Annotated in this window: 16 protein-coding genes; 1 reads left to right on the top strand and 15 read right to left on the bottom strand. The window is 70.6% G+C overall.

The genetic code is table 11. The annotated features are described in order from the left end of the window. Positions 1–19: 19 nt before the first annotated feature. From IPL89_18990 to IPL89_18980, 3 genes are read right to left on the bottom strand one after another with little or no spacing between them, the layout of a single operon-like run. Positions 20–820, bottom strand: a complete 801-nt coding sequence (locus tag IPL89_18990; protein MBK9065237.1) for a metal ABC transporter permease — start codon at positions 818–820, stop codon at positions 20–22. Continuing rightward, positions 817–1479: an ATP-binding cassette domain-containing protein gene (locus IPL89_18985; GenBank protein MBK9065236.1), complete on the bottom strand. Its 663-nt coding sequence runs from the start codon at positions 1477–1479 to the stop codon at positions 817–819. The genes IPL89_18990 and IPL89_18985 overlap by 4 nt, the downstream gene beginning before the upstream one ends. Next, the gene (locus IPL89_18980; GenBank protein ID MBK9065235.1) at positions 1476–2375 is read right to left on the bottom strand and encodes a zinc ABC transporter substrate-binding protein; all 900 of its coding nucleotides are present in this window, start codon (positions 2373–2375) and stop codon (positions 1476–1478) included. Before IPL89_18980 ends, IPL89_18985 begins: the two co-directional genes overlap by 4 nt. A gap of 55 nt (positions 2376–2430) precedes the next feature. Between IPL89_18980 and IPL89_18975 the strand changes: the two genes are divergently transcribed. Further along, complete coding sequence (locus IPL89_18975) at positions 2431–2751, top strand: hypothetical protein (GenBank protein MBK9065234.1); 321 nt, start codon at positions 2431–2433, stop codon at positions 2749–2751. Position 2752: 1 nt separating this feature from the next. Here IPL89_18975 and IPL89_18970 read toward each other — a convergent pair whose 3' ends face one another. The 12 genes from IPL89_18970 to IPL89_18915 all read right to left on the bottom strand — a co-directional run bounded on the left by IPL89_18970 (position 2753) and on the right by IPL89_18915 (position 18950). Further along, a complete protein-coding gene (locus tag IPL89_18970) occupies positions 2753–3787 on the bottom strand; it encodes a hypothetical protein (GenBank protein ID MBK9065233.1) in 1035 nt (344 codons plus the stop codon). A gap of 5 nt (positions 3788–3792) precedes the next feature. Beyond that, complete coding sequence (locus tag IPL89_18965; protein MBK9065232.1) at positions 3793–4791, bottom strand: NAD(P)-dependent glycerol-3-phosphate dehydrogenase; 999 nt, start codon at positions 4789–4791, stop codon at positions 3793–3795. After that, entirely contained in the window at positions 4788–5387 is a 600-nt protein-coding gene (gene plsY / locus IPL89_18960) for a glycerol-3-phosphate 1-O-acyltransferase PlsY (protein ID MBK9065231.1), read from the bottom strand. Before plsY ends, IPL89_18965 begins: the two co-directional genes overlap by 4 nt. Continuing rightward, a complete protein-coding gene (locus IPL89_18955) occupies positions 5384–6658 on the bottom strand; it encodes a competence/damage-inducible protein A (protein MBK9065230.1) in 1275 nt (424 codons plus the stop codon). The genes plsY and IPL89_18955 overlap by 4 nt, the downstream gene beginning before the upstream one ends. After that, a complete protein-coding gene (locus IPL89_18950; GenBank protein ID MBK9065229.1) occupies positions 6655–8709 on the bottom strand; it encodes an ABC-F family ATP-binding cassette domain-containing protein in 2055 nt (684 codons plus the stop codon). The genes IPL89_18955 and IPL89_18950 overlap by 4 nt, the downstream gene beginning before the upstream one ends. 22 nt (positions 8710–8731) lie before the next feature. Then, positions 8732–10339: a PD40 domain-containing protein gene (locus IPL89_18945; GenBank protein MBK9065228.1), complete on the bottom strand. Its 1608-nt coding sequence runs from the start codon at positions 10337–10339 to the stop codon at positions 8732–8734. 1095 nt (positions 10340–11434) lie between these two features. After that, positions 11435–12745 (bottom strand): thymidine phosphorylase, encoded by a 1311-nt coding sequence (locus tag IPL89_18940; protein MBK9065227.1) that lies wholly within the window; start codon positions 12743–12745, stop codon positions 11435–11437. Continuing rightward, positions 12742–14223: an amidohydrolase family protein gene (locus tag IPL89_18935; protein ID MBK9065226.1), complete on the bottom strand. Its 1482-nt coding sequence runs from the start codon at positions 14221–14223 to the stop codon at positions 12742–12744. The genes IPL89_18940 and IPL89_18935 overlap by 4 nt, the downstream gene beginning before the upstream one ends. A gap of 82 nt (positions 14224–14305) precedes the next feature. Then, positions 14306–14710, bottom strand: a complete 405-nt coding sequence (locus tag IPL89_18930) for a cytidine deaminase (protein MBK9065225.1) — start codon at positions 14708–14710, stop codon at positions 14306–14308. Continuing rightward, the gene (locus IPL89_18925) at positions 14707–15621 is read right to left on the bottom strand and encodes a purine-nucleoside phosphorylase (protein MBK9065224.1); all 915 of its coding nucleotides are present in this window, start codon (positions 15619–15621) and stop codon (positions 14707–14709) included. The genes IPL89_18930 and IPL89_18925 overlap by 4 nt, the downstream gene beginning before the upstream one ends. Before the next feature lie 12 nt (positions 15622–15633). After that, entirely contained in the window at positions 15634–16881 is a 1248-nt protein-coding gene (locus IPL89_18920) for a NupC/NupG family nucleoside CNT transporter (GenBank protein MBK9065223.1), read from the bottom strand. Between the two features lie 62 nt (positions 16882–16943). Further along, a complete protein-coding gene (locus IPL89_18915) occupies positions 16944–18950 on the bottom strand; it encodes a protein kinase (GenBank protein ID MBK9065222.1) in 2007 nt (668 codons plus the stop codon). Between the last annotated feature and the right edge of the window lie 65 nt (positions 18951–19015).

Below are 19015 nucleotides of genomic sequence, written 5' to 3'. Positions count from 1 at the left end.
GGGAGCATAAACCGGGCGGTCAGTTCCGCCGGGCGCGGCCGAGGGCCAGCGCCCCGACGAACATCGCCGCCCCCACGAGGATGATCGCCGCGCCCGGGGCGACGTCGATCGCCACCGAGAGGAGCAGGCCGCCCACGACCGAGACGAGGGCCACCGCGATCGAGCCCGCGAGGAGTGCCGGCCAGCGCGCCGCGAGCGGCCGCGCCGCGGCGCCCGGCAGGACGAGGAGCGCCGAGACGAGCAGGATCCCGACGACCTTCAGCGCGACGACGACCGCGACGCCGACGAGGACGAGGACCAGGAGCCTCATCGCGCCCGTATTCACGCCCGCAACCCCGGCCCCCTCCTCGTCCACGGACGCGAGGAGGAGCGGGCGGAAGAAGAACGCGAGCGCGGCGAGGACGGCCGCCGTCGCGACGCCGAGCACGACGAGGTCTCCGGGCGCGACGGTCAGGATGTTCCCGAACATGAGGCCGAAGAGGTCGACGTTCGTCTTCACGAAACCCAGCGCCACGACGCCGAGCGCCATGGCTGCGACCGTGAAGACGCCCACGGCGGAGTCCTCGCTCACCGACGAGCCCTCGGCCCGCGCCGCCGCCCCCGCCACGAGGAGCGCCGCCACGAGGCCGCCCGCGAGCGGCGGGAAGCCGAAGAGGGTCGCGACGGCGACGCCGCCGAATGCGGCGTGCGCGACGCCCGACCCGACGAAAGCCAGGCGCCGGAGGACGACGAAGAACGACAGCGCGCCGCAGAGCAGGGCCGCGAGGGCGCCCGCGGCGAGGGCCCGCTGGAAGAACGGGTAGGCGAGGAACTCGATCACGCGTCCACCGGCTCCTCGACGACGACTCCGTCCACGCGGAAGACGGCGTCCGCCCCGCCCATCGCGTCGCTGTCGTGCGTCACGTACACGACCGTGCGGCCCGCCGCGGTCTCCTCCGCGACGAGGCGTCGCAGCGTCGCGAGGCCCGCCGTGTCGAGCGCCGTGTCGGCCTCGTCGAGGACGAGGAGCGCCGGCGAGCCCGCGATCGCCCGGGCGAGGAGGACGCGCTGGCGCTGCCCGCCGGAAAGGAGCCCGACGGGGACGTCGAGGAGGTTCTCGTGCAGGCCGGCCCGGAGAAGCGCGGACCGCGCTTCCTCGCCGGCGCGCGCTCCGCGCCGGAATCCGGCCTTCGGCGAAAGGGAGAACGCGACGAGGTCGACCGCGGAGAGCGGCGCGTCGAACGCGAGCGTCGAACGCTGGGAGAGGTACCCGATCCGCGGGCGAACAATCTCGCTTTCTTCACCTTCGAAGAAAACGACGCGTCCGCTGTCGGGGCGCAGGATTCCGAGGAGGGCCCTGACGAGCGTCGTCTTGCCTCCCCCGTTGGGGCCCACGAACGCGGTGCGCTCCCCGGCCGGGATCTCGAAAGACACATTCGTCAGGACGGGCCTCGCGCCCAGGGATACGGAGACGCCTTCGAACCTGACGCCGACGCTCACCGGAGGCCCTCCCGGAACGCGCGCGCGTTGAAGCGCAGCAGCTCGGCGTACGTCTCGCGGCCCGGCACGCCGCCCTGTGCGTCGGCGAGAACGAGAGGGATACCCGCGTCCCGGGACACGACGCGGGCCGCGGATGGCGGAAACTGCGGCTCCGTGAAGAGGGCCGGAATCCGCCTTGCGCGCACGAGGTCGACGAGGTCGCGCAGCTGCCGCGGGGTGGGCTCGCGCCCGGGCACCGGCTCGACGGAGCCGCCGTTCACGAGCCCGTAGTCGGCCAGGAAGTACGTCCAGGAGTTGTGCGTGGACACGACCGATCGCCCTCGCAGCGGCGCGAGCATCGCCGCGATCTCGGCGTCGAGCGCCTCGAGCGACCGGGCCGCCCCGGCGGCGCGGGCACGGTAGCCCTCCGCACCGGGCGGGTCGATCCGGGCGAACGCTTCGGCGAGGGGGGCGAGAGCCGCGGCCGCGCGGCGCGGCGAGAGGTACCAATGCGGATCGCGGCCGATTTCACCGTCGTGGTCGTGCTTCCCCTCCGGTCCTGCGTCCGCCAGGACTCCGACGCTCGCCCCGGCGTCGTGGATGACGGCCCGCGCGGCGCAGGCCGCCACGAGCCGGGCCGCCCAGTCGTCGTACCCCGCACCGACCGTCACGACGAGACGGGCCTTCGCGAGGCGTTTCACGTCGCGTGGGCCAGGCTCGAACACGTGCGGCGAGACGCCGGGCGGGACCACCGTCACGACGTCCCAGCCGCTGCCCGCCACCTGCGCCGTCAGGCTCGCGAGCGGCGCGATCGTCGCGGCCGCGACGGGGCGCGGCTCGGCCGCCGCGGCGCCCGCGGCACCCGCGGCGATGGAACAGGCGAGGAGCGCGACGCCCTTCATGCAACGCGATTGCATCTGGACAATTATCCCACGGTTGACCGCGGCCCCCGCGGCGCGAGACGATGCACGCGTGAGCTGCAAGGAGCATGGGGACCACGCCCACCGCCACGGCGACGGCTGCGGCCACAAGGCCGTCCGCCACGGCGACCACGCGGACTACCTCCACGACGGGCACCTGCACGCTCCGCACGAGGGCCACGCCGACGAGCACCGCCTCGACGTGAGCCGTCGGCGCCCCGGCGCCTGCGCGCCGGTCGAGTGCACCTGCCCGGAAGGACACGCGAGCGCCGGGCACGCGGCCGTCCCGCACGGCGACCACGTGGACTACGACGTGAACGGCGCGCTCCATCACCCGCACGGGTCGCACTGCGACCTGCACGGGAAGCTGTAGCTCACTCCCTCTCGTCGAAGATCCGGGCGAGGTGAAGGCGAATCGGCCTCTCGAAGGTCCACGACGTCGTCTTCTGGAGCCCGTGCTCCGCGGCCGCCGAAGCGTTCCACGCTTCGAGCGCGCTCAGGCGCTCCTTGAACCAGGCCTCGGTGAGGCCGCCGTTCTCCCAGAGCCGCTGCAGCCTCTCGCGCTGGAGGCCGACGTCGCCGATCTCCGGGTGGTGGTTCACGCCCCACACCCGGGGAAGCGCGCTGCCCAAAGCGTGCGCGAATTCCAGCATCGTGACGGCCTCGCCCGGCCGCGTGCCCCCGGGCTCGCACTCGAACGCGAGGGGGCGCGCGAACCCGTTCCCCGTCGGCAGCAGGTCGTAGAGGCGGCTGTCGAGGACCTTGACCTCGGGGCCCCCGTTCTCGGCGAAGTAGTCGGCGAAGAACGGGTGCGCCCACGCCTCGTCGGTGAGGACGTTCGTGACGATGCCCGCGCTCTTGCCGCCCTTGCGCTCCGAGCGCAGCTCCGAGCGCGCCGCTCCCGACCAGCGCGAAAGGATCCCGAAGGAGTGGCAGATCCCGAGCAGGGCGGTGCCCTCCGTCCGGATCACGGCGTCGAAGAACCGGAAGAGAGGCGCCTCCCAGGCGGGGTCTTCGTGGACGCCCTGAGAGCCCGGCGACACGCCGTCGTTCTCGCGAGGATCGAGGGCTCCCGGCCCGCCCGTCCCGACGATGAGCGGGAACCGCGCGACCGACGTCGGGATCGCGTGCCCCGCGCGGACGTCGTAGCTGAGCACGCGCACGGCGGGGGCGCTTCCGTTCCGCCTCGCGCGCTCGTCGTGCGCGTAGTTCAGGATGCTCTCGACGATCGAGGCGTGCCCGAGGTTCGCGTACCCGTGGTGCATGTCGAGAACGGCGACGTCCACGACGCCGGGCACCGGCGGCGGTTCGTCCGCGGGCGTATGCACGCGCGCGTAGAAGAGCGACAGCCCCTCCGGGACGACGATCTGCGTGCCGGGCGCGGGCGGCCGCTCGGGCGGGAGCTTCACCTCGTTCAGGACTTCTCCTCCTTCAGCGAGCGCGTCATGAGCCGCCGAACGGCGTCGGCCGGCGACGTCTCCCCCGCGAGGATGCCACGCACCATCTCGGAGATGGGCATCTCGACGCCCGCGGCCGCCGCGAGCTCGAGAAGGGCCGGAGCCGTCGCGACGCCCTCGGCGACCTCTCCGCCGAGCGCCGCGATGGCCTCGGGCAGCGACTTCCCGGACGCGAGCGCGAGGCCCACGCGGCGGTTGCGCGAGAGGTCGCCCGTGGCCGTGAGGATGAGGTCCCCGACTCCGGCGAGGCCGGAGAACGTCTCGGGCTGCCCGCCGAGCTGAGTGCCGAGCCGCCGGATCTCCGCGAGCGCCCGCGTGAGCATCGCGGCGCGCGTGTTGTGCCCGAGCTTCAGGCCGTCCACGAGTCCCGCCGCGATCGCGATGACGTTCTTCGCCGCGCCGGCGATCTCGACGCCGACGACGTCGCTCGACCGGTAAAGCCGCAGCGTCGGCGACGAGAGGAGGCCCTGCAGGAAACGCGAGACCTCCGGGTCCGGCGACGCGACGACGGCGGCGGCCGGCAGCGCGCGCGCCACCTCGGCCGCGAACGTCGGGCCCGAGAGCGCGGCGAGGCCGGACGTCCGGCCCGTCACGAACGCCATGATCTCGGTCGTCCGGCGACGCGTCCCGATCTCGATGCCCTTTGACGTCGCAACGAGCGGCGCAGCGGGAAGCACGTCCTTGAGACGCGCGAGTTCGGCCGCCGTCGCCTGGACCGACACGGACCAGAGGACTGCGGCCGCGCCCGGGAAGGCATCCGCGGGGTCCGTCGTGATGCGGACCCGATCCGGGATCGGCGGCGCGCCCTTGAGCGCGGGGTGCTGGCGGGTCGCGTGCAGCCGCTCGACGACGTCGCCACGCCGCCCGAGCAGCCGGACGTCGTGCCCGGCGTTGGCGGCGTGGACGGCGAGCGCCGTTCCCCACGCGCCCGTTCCCACGATGGCGATCTGCGTCACGAGTCCCTCCGTCCGAGGCGGCGCTCGGTGCCCGCGAGGAGCCGCACGATGTTGGACCGATGCGAGACGACGAGGAGCAGCGTCACCGCGGCGGCGGCGACGACCTCGGCGTCCGGTGCGTGGATGAGGAGCCGCATCGCGAGCGGCAGGAGACATGCGGCGGTGATCGAACCGAGGGAGACGAGCCGCGTCGCCGCGACGACGACCACGAAGGCCCCGACGACGGCCAGGACCGCCCACGGGGCGAGGACACCGAAGCCGCCGATCGCCGTCGCAACCCCCTTGCCGCCGCGGAACGAGAACCAGACCGGGAAGACGTGGCCGAGAACCGCGGCGACGGCCGCCGCTCCGAGCCAGCGTGGGTCGTACGTGACGGACATCATGACGAGGACCGCGGCGACGCCCTTGCCGACGTCGAGGAGCATCGTTCCGACCGCGAGACCCTTCCCCGCCGTGCGCAGGACGTTCGTCGCGCCCGCGTTGCCCGAACCCTGCGTCCGCACGTCGACGCCCTTGAAGAGACGCACGAGGACGATCGCGAAGGGCACGGAGCCGAGGAGGTACGCCGCCGCGAGGGCGAGAAGCTCGCGCGTCACGGGCGCCACCCCGCCGTCCCGAGCAGGTGGTGGCGCAGCATCGACAGCGCCGACGAGGTGCTCCAGCGGCGGACCAGCGCGCGATCGCCCGGCATCAGGAGCCTCTGGTGCAGGCGCGCGCCGCCGGCGTCGTCGAGGGCGAAGTGGACCGTTCCCACCGGCTTATCGGGTGTGCCGCCGCCCGGACCCGCGATCCCCGTGACGGAGAGGCCGATCGACGCTCCGAACCGGAGCCGCGCGCCGAGCGCCATCTCGCCGGCGGTCTCCTCGGAGACGGCGCCGAAGCGCTCGAGCGTGCCGGCCGACACGCCCACGAGTTCCGCCTTCGCCGTGTTCGCGTAGGTGACGGCCGATCCGAGGAAGTAGTCCGACGAGCCCGCGACGTCCGTGAGGCGCCCGGCGAGCAGGCCGCCCGTGCAGGACTCCGCCAGCGCGAGCGTCTTCTGCCCGCGGCGCAGGAGATCTCCGACCACGCCCTCGAGCGTCTCGTCGTCCCGCCCGAAGATCTCGCCAGCGAGAGCCTTCTGAAACGCGGCCTCGATCCCGTCGAGGGCGGCGCCGGCCTCGGCCGGCGTGCCTTGCGCCGCGAAGTGCAGCTGCACCTCGCCGGGCGAGGCGAGAATCGTGATGGGCACGTCCGGATACGCCGCGTAGACGGGTTTGATCAGCGTCTCGACGACGCTCTCCGGCATCGCGGCCACCTTCAGGATGCGCCGGTGGAGGCCGGCCCCGGCCGCGCGCGCGAGGAGCGGCGCGGCCGCGTCGTCCCACATCGCCTTCATCTCGTGCGGGACGCCCGGCAGGAGGACGACGGTCTTCCCGCCCTGCTCGACGAGAAAGCCCGGCGCGCTCCCGCGCCGGTTCGCGAGCACGGTCGCGCCCTCGATGACGTCCGCCTGCTTCGCGTTCACCTCGGGCATTTCGTAGCCGCGCTTCCGGAAGCGCTCCCTGAGCCGAAGCAGGATCTCCTCGTCCCGCACGAGCGGGCGGCCGAGCACCGCCGCAACGGCTTCCTTGGTCCGGTCGTCGTCGGTCGGGCCCAGACCGCCGGACGTCACGAGAAGGGGTGCGCGCTCGAGGGCGGCGGCGATCTCGGCGAGGAGGTCGTCCCACCCGTCTCCGACGCAGGCCTTTCGGACGGTGGAGATGCCGAGGGCTTCCATGCGGCCCGTGAGGAAGAGCGAATTCGTGTCGAGGCGCGTCGTCCCGAGAAGCTCGCTTCCGATGGCGAGAATCGAGGCCGTGCGCGGGCCGCCGGCGGGCGCGGTCACGCCGTCACCTCGTGCGTCTCGAGTTTGCGCGACGTCTCTTCCCACTCCCACAGCTTCGCCTCGAGCGCCTTACGGGCCGCGTCGCGGGCGGCCGAGACGCCCCGCGCCTTCTCCCCGTCGCGGTAGACGTCGGGATCGGCGAGCGAGACGTCCAGAGTTCGGATCTCCTGCTCGAGACGAGAGATGACTTCCTCGAGATCGGAGAGGATTCTCTGGTTCTTGGCGCGCCGCCTCTCGGCGGCGCGGTCCGGAGAGGAAGAAGAAGACGAAGACTTCTTAGAAGGTGTGTGTGTGGCCGCAGCGCCGGGTTGCGCCCCCGCGGTGCGGGCTGCGCCGGAGCGCGCACCGCCGCCACGGGAGGCGCCGCCCGCCTCTTCACCTTTCAAAGAAATCTTCTCTTTGTCTTCCCCTCTTCTTCTCTCCTGCTCCTTCTTTCTCCTGAGCATCTCCGAGTAGTTCCCGTCGTGCACTTCGACCGCGCCGCCCGGCGCGATCTCGAGGATCTGCGTCGCGATGCGGTCGACGAACCAGCGGTCGTGGGAGACGAAGACGATCGCGCCCTCGAACTCCAGCAGCGCGTCCTCGAGCGCCTCGCGCGCGTCGAGGTCGAGGTGGTTCGTGGGCTCGTCGAGGAGGAGCAGGTTCGCGCCGCCGAAGACGATGCGCGCGAGCGAGAGCCGGCCCTTCTCGCCGCCGGAGAGCGTCGCGATCTTCTGGTAGACCTCGTCGCCCCGGAAGTCGAAGAGGGCGAGGAAGTCGCGCGCCTCGCCCTCCTTCATCGAGGGGTCGAGATCCATCACGACGTCGAGCGCGGACGCGTTCGGCGAGAGGTCGGCCATCTCCTGGTCGTAGTAACCGATCAGGACGCCGACGCCGGGCGCGACCGACCCCGATATCGCAGGGAGAACCCGGGCCAGGTTCTTCAGGAGCGTCGTCTTGCCGCAGCCGTTCGGCCCCCACAGCGCCATGCGGTCGCCGCGGCGCAGCAGGAACGAGACGGGCTGCGTGAGGGGTCCGGTCTCCGGGTAGCCGGGGACGATCTTCTTCGCCTCGAGGACGCGCCCGCCCGAAACGCGCGCCTCCTCGAACCGGATCGAAACGTCGTTCGCGTCCTCCCGGGGCGCCTCGATGCGCTCGATCCGCGCGAGCATCTTCCGTCGCCCCTGCGCCTGCTTCGTCTTCTGCCCCGCGATGTTGCGGCGGATGAAGTCCTCGGTCCGCTCGATCATCTGCCGCTGCTTCTCGGCCTCCTTCGCCCGCACGCGGTCCCGCTCCGCTTTCAGTTTGCGGTACGTCGCGTAGTCGCCCGGGTAGTCCTCGAGGCGGCCGTTCGCGACCTCGACGATGCGGTCCGCGACCGCGTTGAGGAAGCGGCGGTCGTGCGAGACGACGAGCGCCGAGAGGTTCGCGGACGTCTTCCTTTCGACGAGCCAGCCCTCGAGGAACTCCATGCCCGAGACGTCGAGGTGGTTCGTGGGCTCGTCGAGGAGGAGGACGGACGCGTCGGTCAGCAGAAGGCGCGCGATCTGGGCACGGTGCTTCTGCCCGCCCGAGAGGTCGCCGACGGGACGGTCCCACATCGTCCGCGCGAGGCCCACGCCTTCGAGGACGCGGTCGATCCGGGAATCGGCCTCGTACCCTCCCGAGCGTTCGAAGTGCTCACGCACGTCGTCGTGCTCGGCGAGAAGAGCGTCGAGAGCCGTCCGGTCGCCGTCGGCGCCGTGCGTGGCGATCTCCTCCTCCAGCCGCCGCATCGTCCGCTCGAGGTCGAGGAGCGGCTCCTGGGCGCGGGCGACGAAGGCCCGGAGGGGCTCGTCGCCCTCGGGCTCGACGGCCTGATCGAGCGACGCAAAGGTAGTCCCGCCAGCGAGATGGCGTTTCCCCCCGTCGGGCTCGACAGTGCCTTGGACGATCTTCAGGACGGTCGACTTCCCCGCCCCGTTACGCCCCACGAGCCCCACGATCCGACCCGGATCGTGCTGCCACGTGGCCTCTACGAGGACGTCCTTCGTCCCGAAGCTCTTGCGGACGCTTTCGAGGCGGTACAGCACCGCGGGGAGGATAAACGACCGGCTACTTCGGAGCCTCGGCCGGCCAGTTCACGACGACGTTCAGGGGACGCTCGTCGGCGACCGATTCCGTCGTGATGGCGAGGAACCGCGTCCCGTCCGTCGAAACCTCGAAGGCCAGCCAGCCGCCGGAACGGCCCTTGACCTGGAAGAGGGACTTCGGAACGCCCAGATGGAGCGACGGAGACGTCCGAACCGGCACCGACATGAGGTGCAGATCACGGGTCAGATAGAGGAGTTCGCTTCCGTCCCGGCTCCAGCGCACTCCGCTCGCGCCTTCCGACGAAACGCGGGTCTTCTCCCCGGGCCCCGGGTACGGCATCACGTAGGCCTCGGGCTGCCCCGCCTCACCGGACGTGAACGCGAGAAAGCGACCGTCGGGAGAAAACCGCACGATCGTACCCAGTGAAGTCCCTTCGAGGAGCAGGCGGGGCGAGCCGGCGCCCTCGAGCCCGACCTCCCACATGTCGAAGGAGCCCTTCGCGGCTCTCGCGAAGTAGACGAGCGTCTTCCCGTCGGGCGAGATGTCGCCGGCTATCTGAAAGCCGCCCTCCGGGAGCACGACCTCCTCGTGTCCCGTCGCGAGGTCCCGGCGCACGAGGCGCGGATTCGACCCCCGGACGGCCGAGTAGAGGAGGCCCTTCCCCCCGGGCAGCCAGAGGGGCGAAAACTCGCTGTCCGGCGTGGACGTCACACGAGTTTCCACGTTTCGCCCGGCGTCGAAAGACCAGACGTCGTAGGTCCCGAGATCCTCCACGGCGCGGTCGAAGAGAATCGGGCGGCCGTCGCGGGAGACCCGGACGTCGTGGTGCTTCGCGGGCACACCGACCGTCCCGACCTCGCGGCCTGAGCGGTCGAACCAGACGAGGCGATGGACGTCGTCGTGGACCTGGTACGCGAGCGAGCCACCGCGCGACGTCGCGAACGAGCCGGAAGCGGTCGACATGAAGTACCGGACCCGCTCGGCGACCGAGAACGGAACACCGGACAACGTCCCGCTCCGCGGGTCGAAGCGCTGGGCGAGGAGACTCCCCTCTTTCACGAAGGCGAGATAGCCCGGATCCACGTACTGGACCGTCGACGCGGCCGCCAGCACGAGTCTGGGGGGCTTCCCCGGCTCGGCCAGCATGACTCTTCCCGTGTCCTTGAAGCGCGAATAGAAAAGGAACCTCCTGCCGTCCGGCAGGTACCAGGGCCAGACCACCCGCTCCTCGCCTGCCGCCGCGTCAGGCTTCAGGACGACGCTCGGCGTCCCGCCGGATGCCGGGACCCGGTAAATCGCGTCGCCCTGAACATTCGCGTAGAGGATGTCGCCTCCAGTCCCCCACGTACCCGACTTGCCTCCTCCGCCGGCGGCCTCGCAGATCGAGACCGGCGCACCTGCCGGAAGATCGACGCGCTTCAGCTTGCTTCCGGCGAAGAACCCGAGCGCGAGTCCGTCCGGCGACCAGAACACCGACGAAGCCCCCTCCGTGCCCGCAAGCGGCCGGCCCTCGAAGTCGGACAAGGCCCGAAGCCAAACACGGCGCCCACCCTTCGGCTCCCTCGCGACGTAGGCAAGCTGCGTCCCGTCCGGCGAAAACGCGAACGCCGTCGCCTCGAGAGCGTTCACGAAGTTTCCGCCCTCCGGAGGCTGGATCGTGAACCTCACCGCCTTCGCGGGCGTTGCGCGCGGCGCGCGTCCCCAGTAGGAACACGGCCGACGCGCCGAGAACGAGGCCGGCTGCGCACGCCGCCGCGAGCGCGGCGCGGGCGCGCCGTGTCGAGCGGGCGTCGGCACCCGGAACGGCCGGCGCCACCGTCGACCCCGAGGAGCTTTCCAGCGCGAACGCGAGGTCCTCCGCGGAATGGAATCGCCGTTCCGGCTTCTTCTCGAGACAGCGCGCGACGATCTGCGAGAGCGCCGGCGTCACCCCGGCGAGCGGCGGCGCGTCGTGCCTCAGGATGGCGGTCATCGTCTCGGCCGGCGTCGCGGCCCGGAAGGGGTTCTTCCCCGCGAGCAGCTCGTAGAGGAGCGTCCCGAAGCTGAAAATGTCCGAACGCCCGTCGACGGGCTCGCCGCGCACCTGTTCGGGCGACATGTAACCGACCGTCCCGAAGACCGCGCCCGCTTCGGTCAGAAGCGACCGGGTTCCGGCCGACGAGAGCTCGTCGGCCGCCCCGGCCTGCGGCGAGAGCTTCGCGAGGCCGAAGTCGAGAATCTTCACGCGGCCGTCCTTCGCAACGACGACGTTCTCGGGCTTCAGGTCGCGGTGGACGATCCCCTTCGCGTGGGCCGCCGCGAGGCCGCGCGCGATCTGCGCCGCGACGTCGAGCGCCTCGCGCGACGAGATCCCGCCGGTTTTCATCCGTTCGCGGAGCGTCTCGCCCTCGACGAGCTCCATCACGAGGATGTGGCGGGACGAAGAGGAAGCGGAAGAGGGGATTTCTTCGAATGAGTAGATCGCGGCGATTCCGGGATGGTTGAGCGCCGCGAGGAGCCGCGCCTCCCTTTCGAACCGCTGCCTCCTCTCTTCACCTTCAAAGAATTCTTCCGGCAGGATCTTGATCGCGACTTCTCTTGCGAGGCGCGGGTCCTTCGCCCGGTAGACCTCTCCCATTCCGCCCGCGCCGAGCGGACCGAGAACCTCGTAGGAACCGAGCCGGCTTCCCGATTGGAGACTCAATCTCCCGTGAGTTTAGCGCCTACGGCAGGGCACACGCGGCGTCAGAGCGTGCCGACGACGAACGGCAGGGACTCGACGGCAGCGCCCGGCGGCGCGATCGTCCAGCAGGCCGCGAGCCTCTCGAAGAAATCCGCCCTCGGCTTCGCGGTCGGGCCCAGCTCGACGACGAGGAGCGGCTCCCCCGCCGCCACCGCATCGCCGGGTTTCTTCTTCACGCGGAAGCCCGAGGCCGGGTCGATCACGTCTTCCCTCTTCGAGCGGCCGCAGCCGAGCTCGATCGCGAGCATTCCCACCTCGCGCGTCGCGATCCGCGTGACGACGCCGGCTTCGGGCGCCGGCACGTCGCGCCGGGAGGCGGGCTGCGGAAGGCGCTTCGGGTCGTCGCAGACGGTCGCGTCTCCGCCCTGCGCCGCGATGAGCTTTGCGAAGACCTCGAGCGCGCGTCCGTCGGCGAGCGCCGCGTTGAGCCGCCGGCGCGCGTCCTTCGGGTTCGTCTCGACGCCCGCCGCGAGCAGCAGGTCGGCGCCGAGCAGGAGCGTGTTCTCCCGCAGGTCCGCCGGGCCCTCGCCCGCGAGCATGCGGATCGACTCCTCGACCTCGTTCGCGTTCCCGACCGCCTCGCCGATCGGGCGGTCCATCGCCGTGAGGTAGCCCGAGGCCTTGCGCCCCGTCGCGCGCGTCGTGTCCACGAGGGCGCGCCCGAGCTTCTCGGCGTCCCTCGGGTCGGCCATGAAGGCGCCGTTCCCCGTCTTCACGTCGAACACGACGGCCTGCGCTCCGGTCGCGAGCTTCTTGGACAGGATCGAGGCCGTGATGAGCGGGATCGACTCGACCGTGCCCGTCACGTCGCGCAGCGCGTAGAGGCGCCGGTCCGCGGGGGCGATCGAGTCCGTCTGGCCGATGAGAGCGCACCCGACCGTGTCGAGGAGCCGGTCGAACTCCGCCTTCGGGAGGCCCGTCTTGAAGCCGGGGATCGATTCGAGCTTGTCGAGGGTGCCGCCCGTGTGGCCGAGGCCGCGGCCCGACATCATTCCGGCCTTCACGCCCACGGCGGCGAGCAGCGGCGCGAGGACGAGCGTCGCCTTGTCGCCGACGCCGCCCGTGGAGTGCTTGTCGGCGACGAAGCCGTGGCGGGAGAGATCCCACGTTTCGCCGGAACGCATCATCGCGAACGTGAGCGCGGCGGTCTCACGGGTCGTCATTCCGCGGATGCAGACCGCCATCAGGAACGCCGCCGCCTGCTCGTCCGTGATCGCGCCGGACGTCACGCCCCCGACGAAGTCGGCGATCTCCCCTTCTCCCAGCTCCTGGCCGTCGCGCTTCTTGATGATGGTGCGGACGAAGAGGCTCATTTCGCTCCGGCCGGCGCGAGCGACGCCGCGATCTTCTTCCGCCATTCCTCGGCGTCCCGGATGACCTTCGCCTCGTCCAGCGTCGTCACGCGGATCCCGTTCCAGAGGACCCGGCCCTCGACCATCGTGAGCGTCACGTCGCTTTCCTTCGCCGCGTAGACGAGCGTCGAGTACAGATCCCACACGGGATGCGTCCGCGCCTTCCCGAGGTCCACGGCCACGAGGTCGGCGCGCTTCCCGGCTTCGAGGGAGCCGATCCGGTCGTCCAGCTTCATGGCGCGGGCGCCTTCGATCGTCGCCATCCGGAGGAGGTCCTTCGCGGGCAGCGCGGTCGGGTCCATCGTCGAGACTTTCGCCAGCTTCCCGGCGAAGTCCATCGCCTCCCACATGTCGAGGTCGTTGTTCGAGCCCGCGACGCCGTCCGTCCCGAGACCGACGCTGATCCCGGCCTTCCGCGCCGCGACGACGGGCGCCGCACCCGACGCGAGCTTCATGTTCGACTCGGGGTTGTGCGCGAGCCCCACGCGGCGCTCCGCGAAGAGGCGCATGTCGTCGGCGTCCAGCCAGACCCCGTGGGCCGCGAGGACGTTCGGGCCGAGAAAGCCGATCGAATCCAGCCACTTCGCGGGCGTCGTGCCGTACTTCTCGGCGATCTGCTTCTGCTCGTCCTTCGTCTCGGAGACGTGTATCAGGAGCGGCGCCTTGAACTCGAGCGCGAGGTCCCGCGCCGCGAGCAGCGACTCCTTCGAGTTCGTGAACGGCGCGTGCGGCGCGACCGCCGCGATCACGCGGGGGTGGCCTTTCCACTTCTCGAGGAACGCCCGCGTCATGGAGATCGACTCTGGAAGGTCCTTGTGGGCGGGCACGGGGAAATCCAGCCACGTCTCTCCGAGGACGGCGCGCATCCCGCACTGGTCCACCGCCGAGGCGACGTCGGACTCGAAGTAGTACATGTCCGCAAACGTCGTGGTCCCCCCGCGCACCATCTCGGCGCAGGCGAGGAGCGTCCCCGCCCTCACGAAGCCCGGCGAGACGTTCTTGCCCTCGGCCGGGAAGATGTACTTCGTGAGCCAGTCCATGAGCGGCAGGTCGTCTGCGATGCCGCGCAGGAGGTTCATCGCGGCGTGCGTGTGCGTGTTGACCAGGCCCGGCAGGACGACCGCGTTCGGACGAAGAATTCTTTGCTTCGGAGAATACAGAGCGAGGAGATCGGAAGGCTTCCCCACCGCCACAATTGCGCCACCTTTGATCGCAACCGCGCCGGGAGAGAAGACGCGATCGGTACCGTCCATCGTCAGGACATGAGCGGCAGTGACCAGTGTGTCGACCGAAGAGACCGAAGAGGAAGAGGGGGATTTCTTAAAAGGCGCGTGAGGGGTATCGGCGGCGGCGGCCGGCGGCGCCGCGAGGGAGAAGGCGATGCAGAACACCGCGAGAACCAAGGCGCGCCTCGCGAGCGTCGGCAGCACCCCTGCCATATTCACCTTCAAAGAAATCTTCTCTTCTCCCTCTTCTCCCCTCTTCATCTTCAAAGAAATCTCCTCTTCTCTTCTCTTGGCCCTAGAACTCGAACGCCATCGGCAGCAGCGCCGCGAGTCGCGTGCGCGTCGCGATGCCGCGCGGCGTCGCGATCAGAACGTCGATGTCGCGGCACTGGTCCCAGAGCACCTGGCGGCAGGCGCCGCAGGGCGAGGCCGGAGGCTCGGCGTCGGTCACGACGGCGACGGCGCGAAACCCCTTCGCGCCCTCGGAGATCGCCTTGAAGACGGCCGTTCGCTCGGCGCAGACGGTGAGCCCGTACGACGCGGACTCGACGTTGCAGCCCGTGAAGATGCGCCCGTCCTCGGCGAGGAGGGCGGCGCCCACGCGGAACTTCGAGTACGGAGCCGCCGCGTTCTCGCGGACCGCCGTAGCGGCGGCCACGAGCCGGGCCACCTCGTCGGCCGTCAGCGGCCGCGGGCTCATCGGCGTGCCTTTCCCTTCGACTTCGGCGCCTTCGCGGGCCTCTTCGCAGGCCTCTTCGTCGGCGCAAGCGCATCCTCGGTTGCCCCGGACCGGCCCTCGCCGAGCGCGCGCACGAGCGCGGTCAGGAGCCGCACGAACTCGCCCTTGACGCGCTGCGTGGTTTCGAGGACTTCGGTGTGGACGAGCGGCTTCTTGAGGACGCCGGCCGCCATGTTCGTGATGCAGGAGATCCCGATGACGCCGACGCTCATCTGGTTCAGCGCGACGACCTCGGGGACGGTGGACATCCCCACGGCGTGAGCGCCCCAGCGGCGGAACGCGCGGATCTCGGCCGGCGTCTCGTAGGACGGGCCGTGGACGCCGATGTAGACGCCCTTTTTCAGGACGACGCGCTCCTTCCGGGCCACCGCGAGCGCGATCGCGCGGAGGTCCTTGCGGTAGGCGTCGGACATGTCGGGGAACCGCGGCCCGAGGTCCTCCTCGTTGGCGCCCACGAGCGGGTTCGTCCCGAACCCGTTGATGTGGTCCTCGATCAACATGAGGTTCCCGGACTTGAAGGACGTGTCGATGCCGCCCGCGGCGTTCGTCACGATCACCGTGCGGCAGCCGAGGAGACCGAGCACACGCGCCGGGAAAACCACGGACGCCATCGGATGGCCCTCGTAGAAATGCACGCGGCCGGACAGGACGACGGTCGGAACGCCGTGTACTCTCCCGCCGACGAGCGCCCCCGCGTGGCCCACCACTGCCGAGGCCGGGAAGCCCGGGATCTTCCCGTAGGGCACGACGACGGCCTCGTCCACGCCGTCGGCGAAATCGCCGAGGCCCGAGCCGAGGATCACGCCGACGAGCGGCGGGTGCGGGAGACGTTCGCGGAGCCACTCCGCGGCGGCCGAAAGCCTGGGATCCATGCGCGTGTTCTCCTAGGACATCAGGATGCCGGCGATGGCGGCCGTCATGAAGCTGACCAGCGAGCCGGCGAGAAGAGCCCGGAAGCCGAGACGGGCGAGATCGGACTTGCGCGTGGGCGCGAGTCCGCCGATGCCGCCGATCTGGATGCCGATGGACGAGAAGTTCGCGAAGCCGCAGAGAGCGAACGTCGCGATGATCTTGCCCTTCTCGGACAGCGTCCCGACGACGTCCTTGAACATGGAGAACGCGAAGAACTCGTTGATGACGGTTTTGTTCGCGATGAGGTTGCCCACGGTGGCCATGTCCTGCTTCGGCGCGCCGAGCGCCCAGGCCAGCGGCCCGAGGACCCAGCCGAATACGGTCTGGAGCGAGAACGTCGGGTACCCGACGAGGCCGCCGGCCCAGCCGAGGAACCCGTTGATCATCGCGATGAGGGCGACGAACGCGATGAGCATCGCCGCGATGTTCAGGACGAGCGTCATGCCCTGCGAGGCGCCCGTCGCGGCCGCGTCGATGAAGTTCGCGTCGTGCTTCTCGATCTGCATCTTGACGGTGCCCATCGTCACGGGGTTCTCCGTCTCCGGCCACATGATCTTCGTGATGAGGAACGTGCCCGGCGCCGCCATGACGGACGCCGTGATGAGGTACTTCAGCGGCGCGCCCATGAGCACGTACGCGAGCATGACGGCGCCCGAGACGTGGGCCATGCCGCCGACCATCATCGTGAAGAGCTCCGAGGTCGTCATCGTGACGATGTAGGGCGCGATGAGGACCGGGGCCTCCGTCTGCCCGATGAACACGTTCGCCGCGACGCACAGCGACTCGGCGCCGGAAACCTTCATCGTCTTCTGCATGACCCACGCCATGCCCTTGACGATGATCTGGATGATCCCGAAGTAGTACAGGATCGAGAAGAACGAACAGATGAAGATGATGATCGGGAGGACCTTGAACGCGAAGATGATCCCCCGGAAGCCGAGGCCCGTCTTCTCGCCGAGGGCGTCCATCGGACCGGCGAGCCAGCCGAACAGGAAGGACGACCCCTGGTCCGCGTAGCCGATCGCGTGCGAGACGCCGTTCGAGAACGACTCGAGGCCCTGCTTGCCGGGCTCCCAGTAGAGGACCAGGACGCCGAACACCATCTGAAGCGCGAACGCCCAGCCGATCGTCCGCCAGCGGATCGCCTTGCGGTTCTTCGACAGGAGCAGCGCGACGGCCCACACGATCGCGAGTCCGATCAGTCCGGTGAATCGCTCCACGAAACCTCCGTTCCAAGGGGATGGGCCGGAAGAATACCTCGATCAGGTGCCTCGAGCACACCTCAGCGGGCGGTGAACGCCGCGCGGTCGGCCTCGAACGTCCGCCGCGACTCCTCCAGAAACGCGCGGAAAGCCGCGTCGTTTCGGACGGGTGCGAGGAGCGGGTCGGCGGCAAACCAGCCGTGCGGGTTGAAGTTGCCGGCGACCACCCTCCGGAGACGTTCGACAGCCCCAGCGGCGTCGCCGCGCACTGCCGCGACGAGCGCCGCGTTGTACTGGACGTGGTGGTCGTCGTAGAGACCGGCGGCCTTCTCGATCAGCGCGTCGGCCTCGCCCCAGGCGCCGCGTTTCGCCACGAGGACGGCTCTGAGGCTCAGGGCCCACGTGTTGCGCGGCTCCTTCTCGAGTGCGCGGGTGATCTCGACGTCGGCCTCGGCGTCGCGCCCCTGCCTCAGGAGCGCCTCCACGAGCGGGACGTACGCGACGCTGTAGCCCGGCGCCATCTCGACCGCCTTGCGCGCGAACGTGAGCGCGTCGTCGTACCGGCCCTGCTGGAGGCGGATAACCCCCATCGACGCGACGGGCGCCGCCCACTTCGGGTTGATCTCCGCCGCCCGCTCGAGGGCGCGCACGCCTTCGTCGAAGAGCCCGAGGTGCAGCCCGTAACCGACACCCATCCAGTAGTGCGCAATGGCGAACTTCGGAGAAAGTTCGAGCGCGCGGCGAGCCTCCGGCAGCGCCCTGCGGAAGTCGAAGTTCTGGTGCTGGGACGAGAGGACCTGCGCCCGCGCCTGATGCGCCTCCGCGAGGAACGGACCGTACTCGAGCGCCCTCGCGGCCGCCTCTTCGGCGCGGCCTGCCCATTTGGGGTCCCCGTCGAAGTACTGGAAGCTGTACCGGGCGCACGCGAAGGCGAGCCCCGCCCAGGCGGGCGCGTACTTCGGCTCGACGCGGAGCGCCTCGTCGTAGAGCGCGATCGCCCGTGTGTTCTCCGCCTTTGTGTTCGCCTGATAGGCGGCGAGCGCCTTCTCGTAGAGGTCGAACGCCGACGGTGCAGGGCCCGACACGGAGGCGGGCAGGGCCCCGGGAGGGGACGGGGGGCTCGCGCGCCGCGTCTCGCGGCGCAGGGCCTGCACGACAAGGAGGACGGCCGCAAGCACACACGCAGCCGCCAGGAACGCGAGGAGCCGCGTTCGGCGGGCGGCAGGCGCGGGCGCCTCGAGGGCACGGGCGAGATCGCGGCCCGAGGCGGGCCGGAGGCGGGCGTCGCGTTCCAGGCAACGCGAGACGAGCGCGCGCAGTGCCGCCGGAGCGGCCCGCCAGCCGCTCTCGTCGAAGCTCGGCTTCTCGCCGAGGACCGCCGCGAGCGTCTCCGCCGTCGTGCGCCGCCGGAACGGTGCAAGTCCCGTGACCATCTCGTGGACGAGGCACCCGAACGCCCAGACATCCGTGCGCGCGTCCACCGCGTCGCCGCGAGCCTGCTCGGGGCTCATGTACGCCGGGGTCCCGAGAACGACGCCCGCGAGCGTGGGCGAAGCGGTCGCCGTCGGCGCCTGCGTTTCGGCCGGCGCCGCCTGGATCGCCTTCGCGATGCCGAAGTCGAGGAGCTTCACGCGGCCCTCGGGCGTGACCTTGACGTTCGCCGGCTTGAGGTCCCGGTGCACGATCCCCTTCGCGTGCGCCGCCTCGAGCGCTTCGGCGATCTGCCGGGCGACCGAGAGGGATTCTTCGAGTGGAAGAGGGCCCGTGGCGAGGCGCGCCGCGAGGTCGGAGCCCTCGACCAGCTCCATCACGAGGAGATGTCGTGTCGAAGAGGAAGAAGAAGGGATTTCTTCGAAGGAATAGATGGCGGCGATCCCGGGATGGTTGAGCGCCGCGAGGAGCCGCGCCTCCCGCTCGAACCGCTGCCTTTTCTCTTCACCTTCAAAGAATTCTTCCGGCAAGACCTTCATGGCGACGTCTCTCGCGAGGCGAGAATCCCGCGCCCGGTAGACTTCCCCCATGCCGCCCGCGCCCAGGAGGCTCACGATCTCGTACGGGCCGAGGCGCGTGCCGGCGGCGAGCGTCACGGCGCCCCTCTCGAGCCACGACTGAGTCCGGGATTCACCGTGGCCCAGCATACCCTCGGGAGGGA

This window comes from Acidobacteriota bacterium, from assembly GCA_016716715.1.
Lineage (GTDB): Bacteria > Acidobacteriota > Thermoanaerobaculia > UBA5066 > UBA5066 > Fen-183.
This window is presented reverse-complemented; position numbering and strand designations above follow the sequence as displayed.

Coding starts and splice junctions, on each gene's coding strand:
- IPL89_18940 (MBK9065227.1), bottom strand. CDS start 12,745: ATGAGCCTCTTCGTCCGCACCATCATCAAGAAGCGCGACGGCCAGGAG.
- IPL89_18925 (MBK9065224.1), bottom strand. CDS start 15,621: ATGGATCCCAGGCTTTCGGCCGCCGCGGAGTGGCTCCGCGAACGTCTC.
- IPL89_18980 (MBK9065235.1), bottom strand. CDS start 2,375: ATGCAATCGCGTTGCATGAAGGGCGTCGCGCTCCTCGCCTGTTCCATC.
- IPL89_18935 (MBK9065226.1), bottom strand. CDS start 14,223: ATGGCAGGGGTGCTGCCGACGCTCGCGAGGCGCGCCTTGGTTCTCGCG.
- IPL89_18930 (MBK9065225.1), bottom strand. CDS start 14,710: ATGAGCCCGCGGCCGCTGACGGCCGACGAGGTGGCCCGGCTCGTGGCC.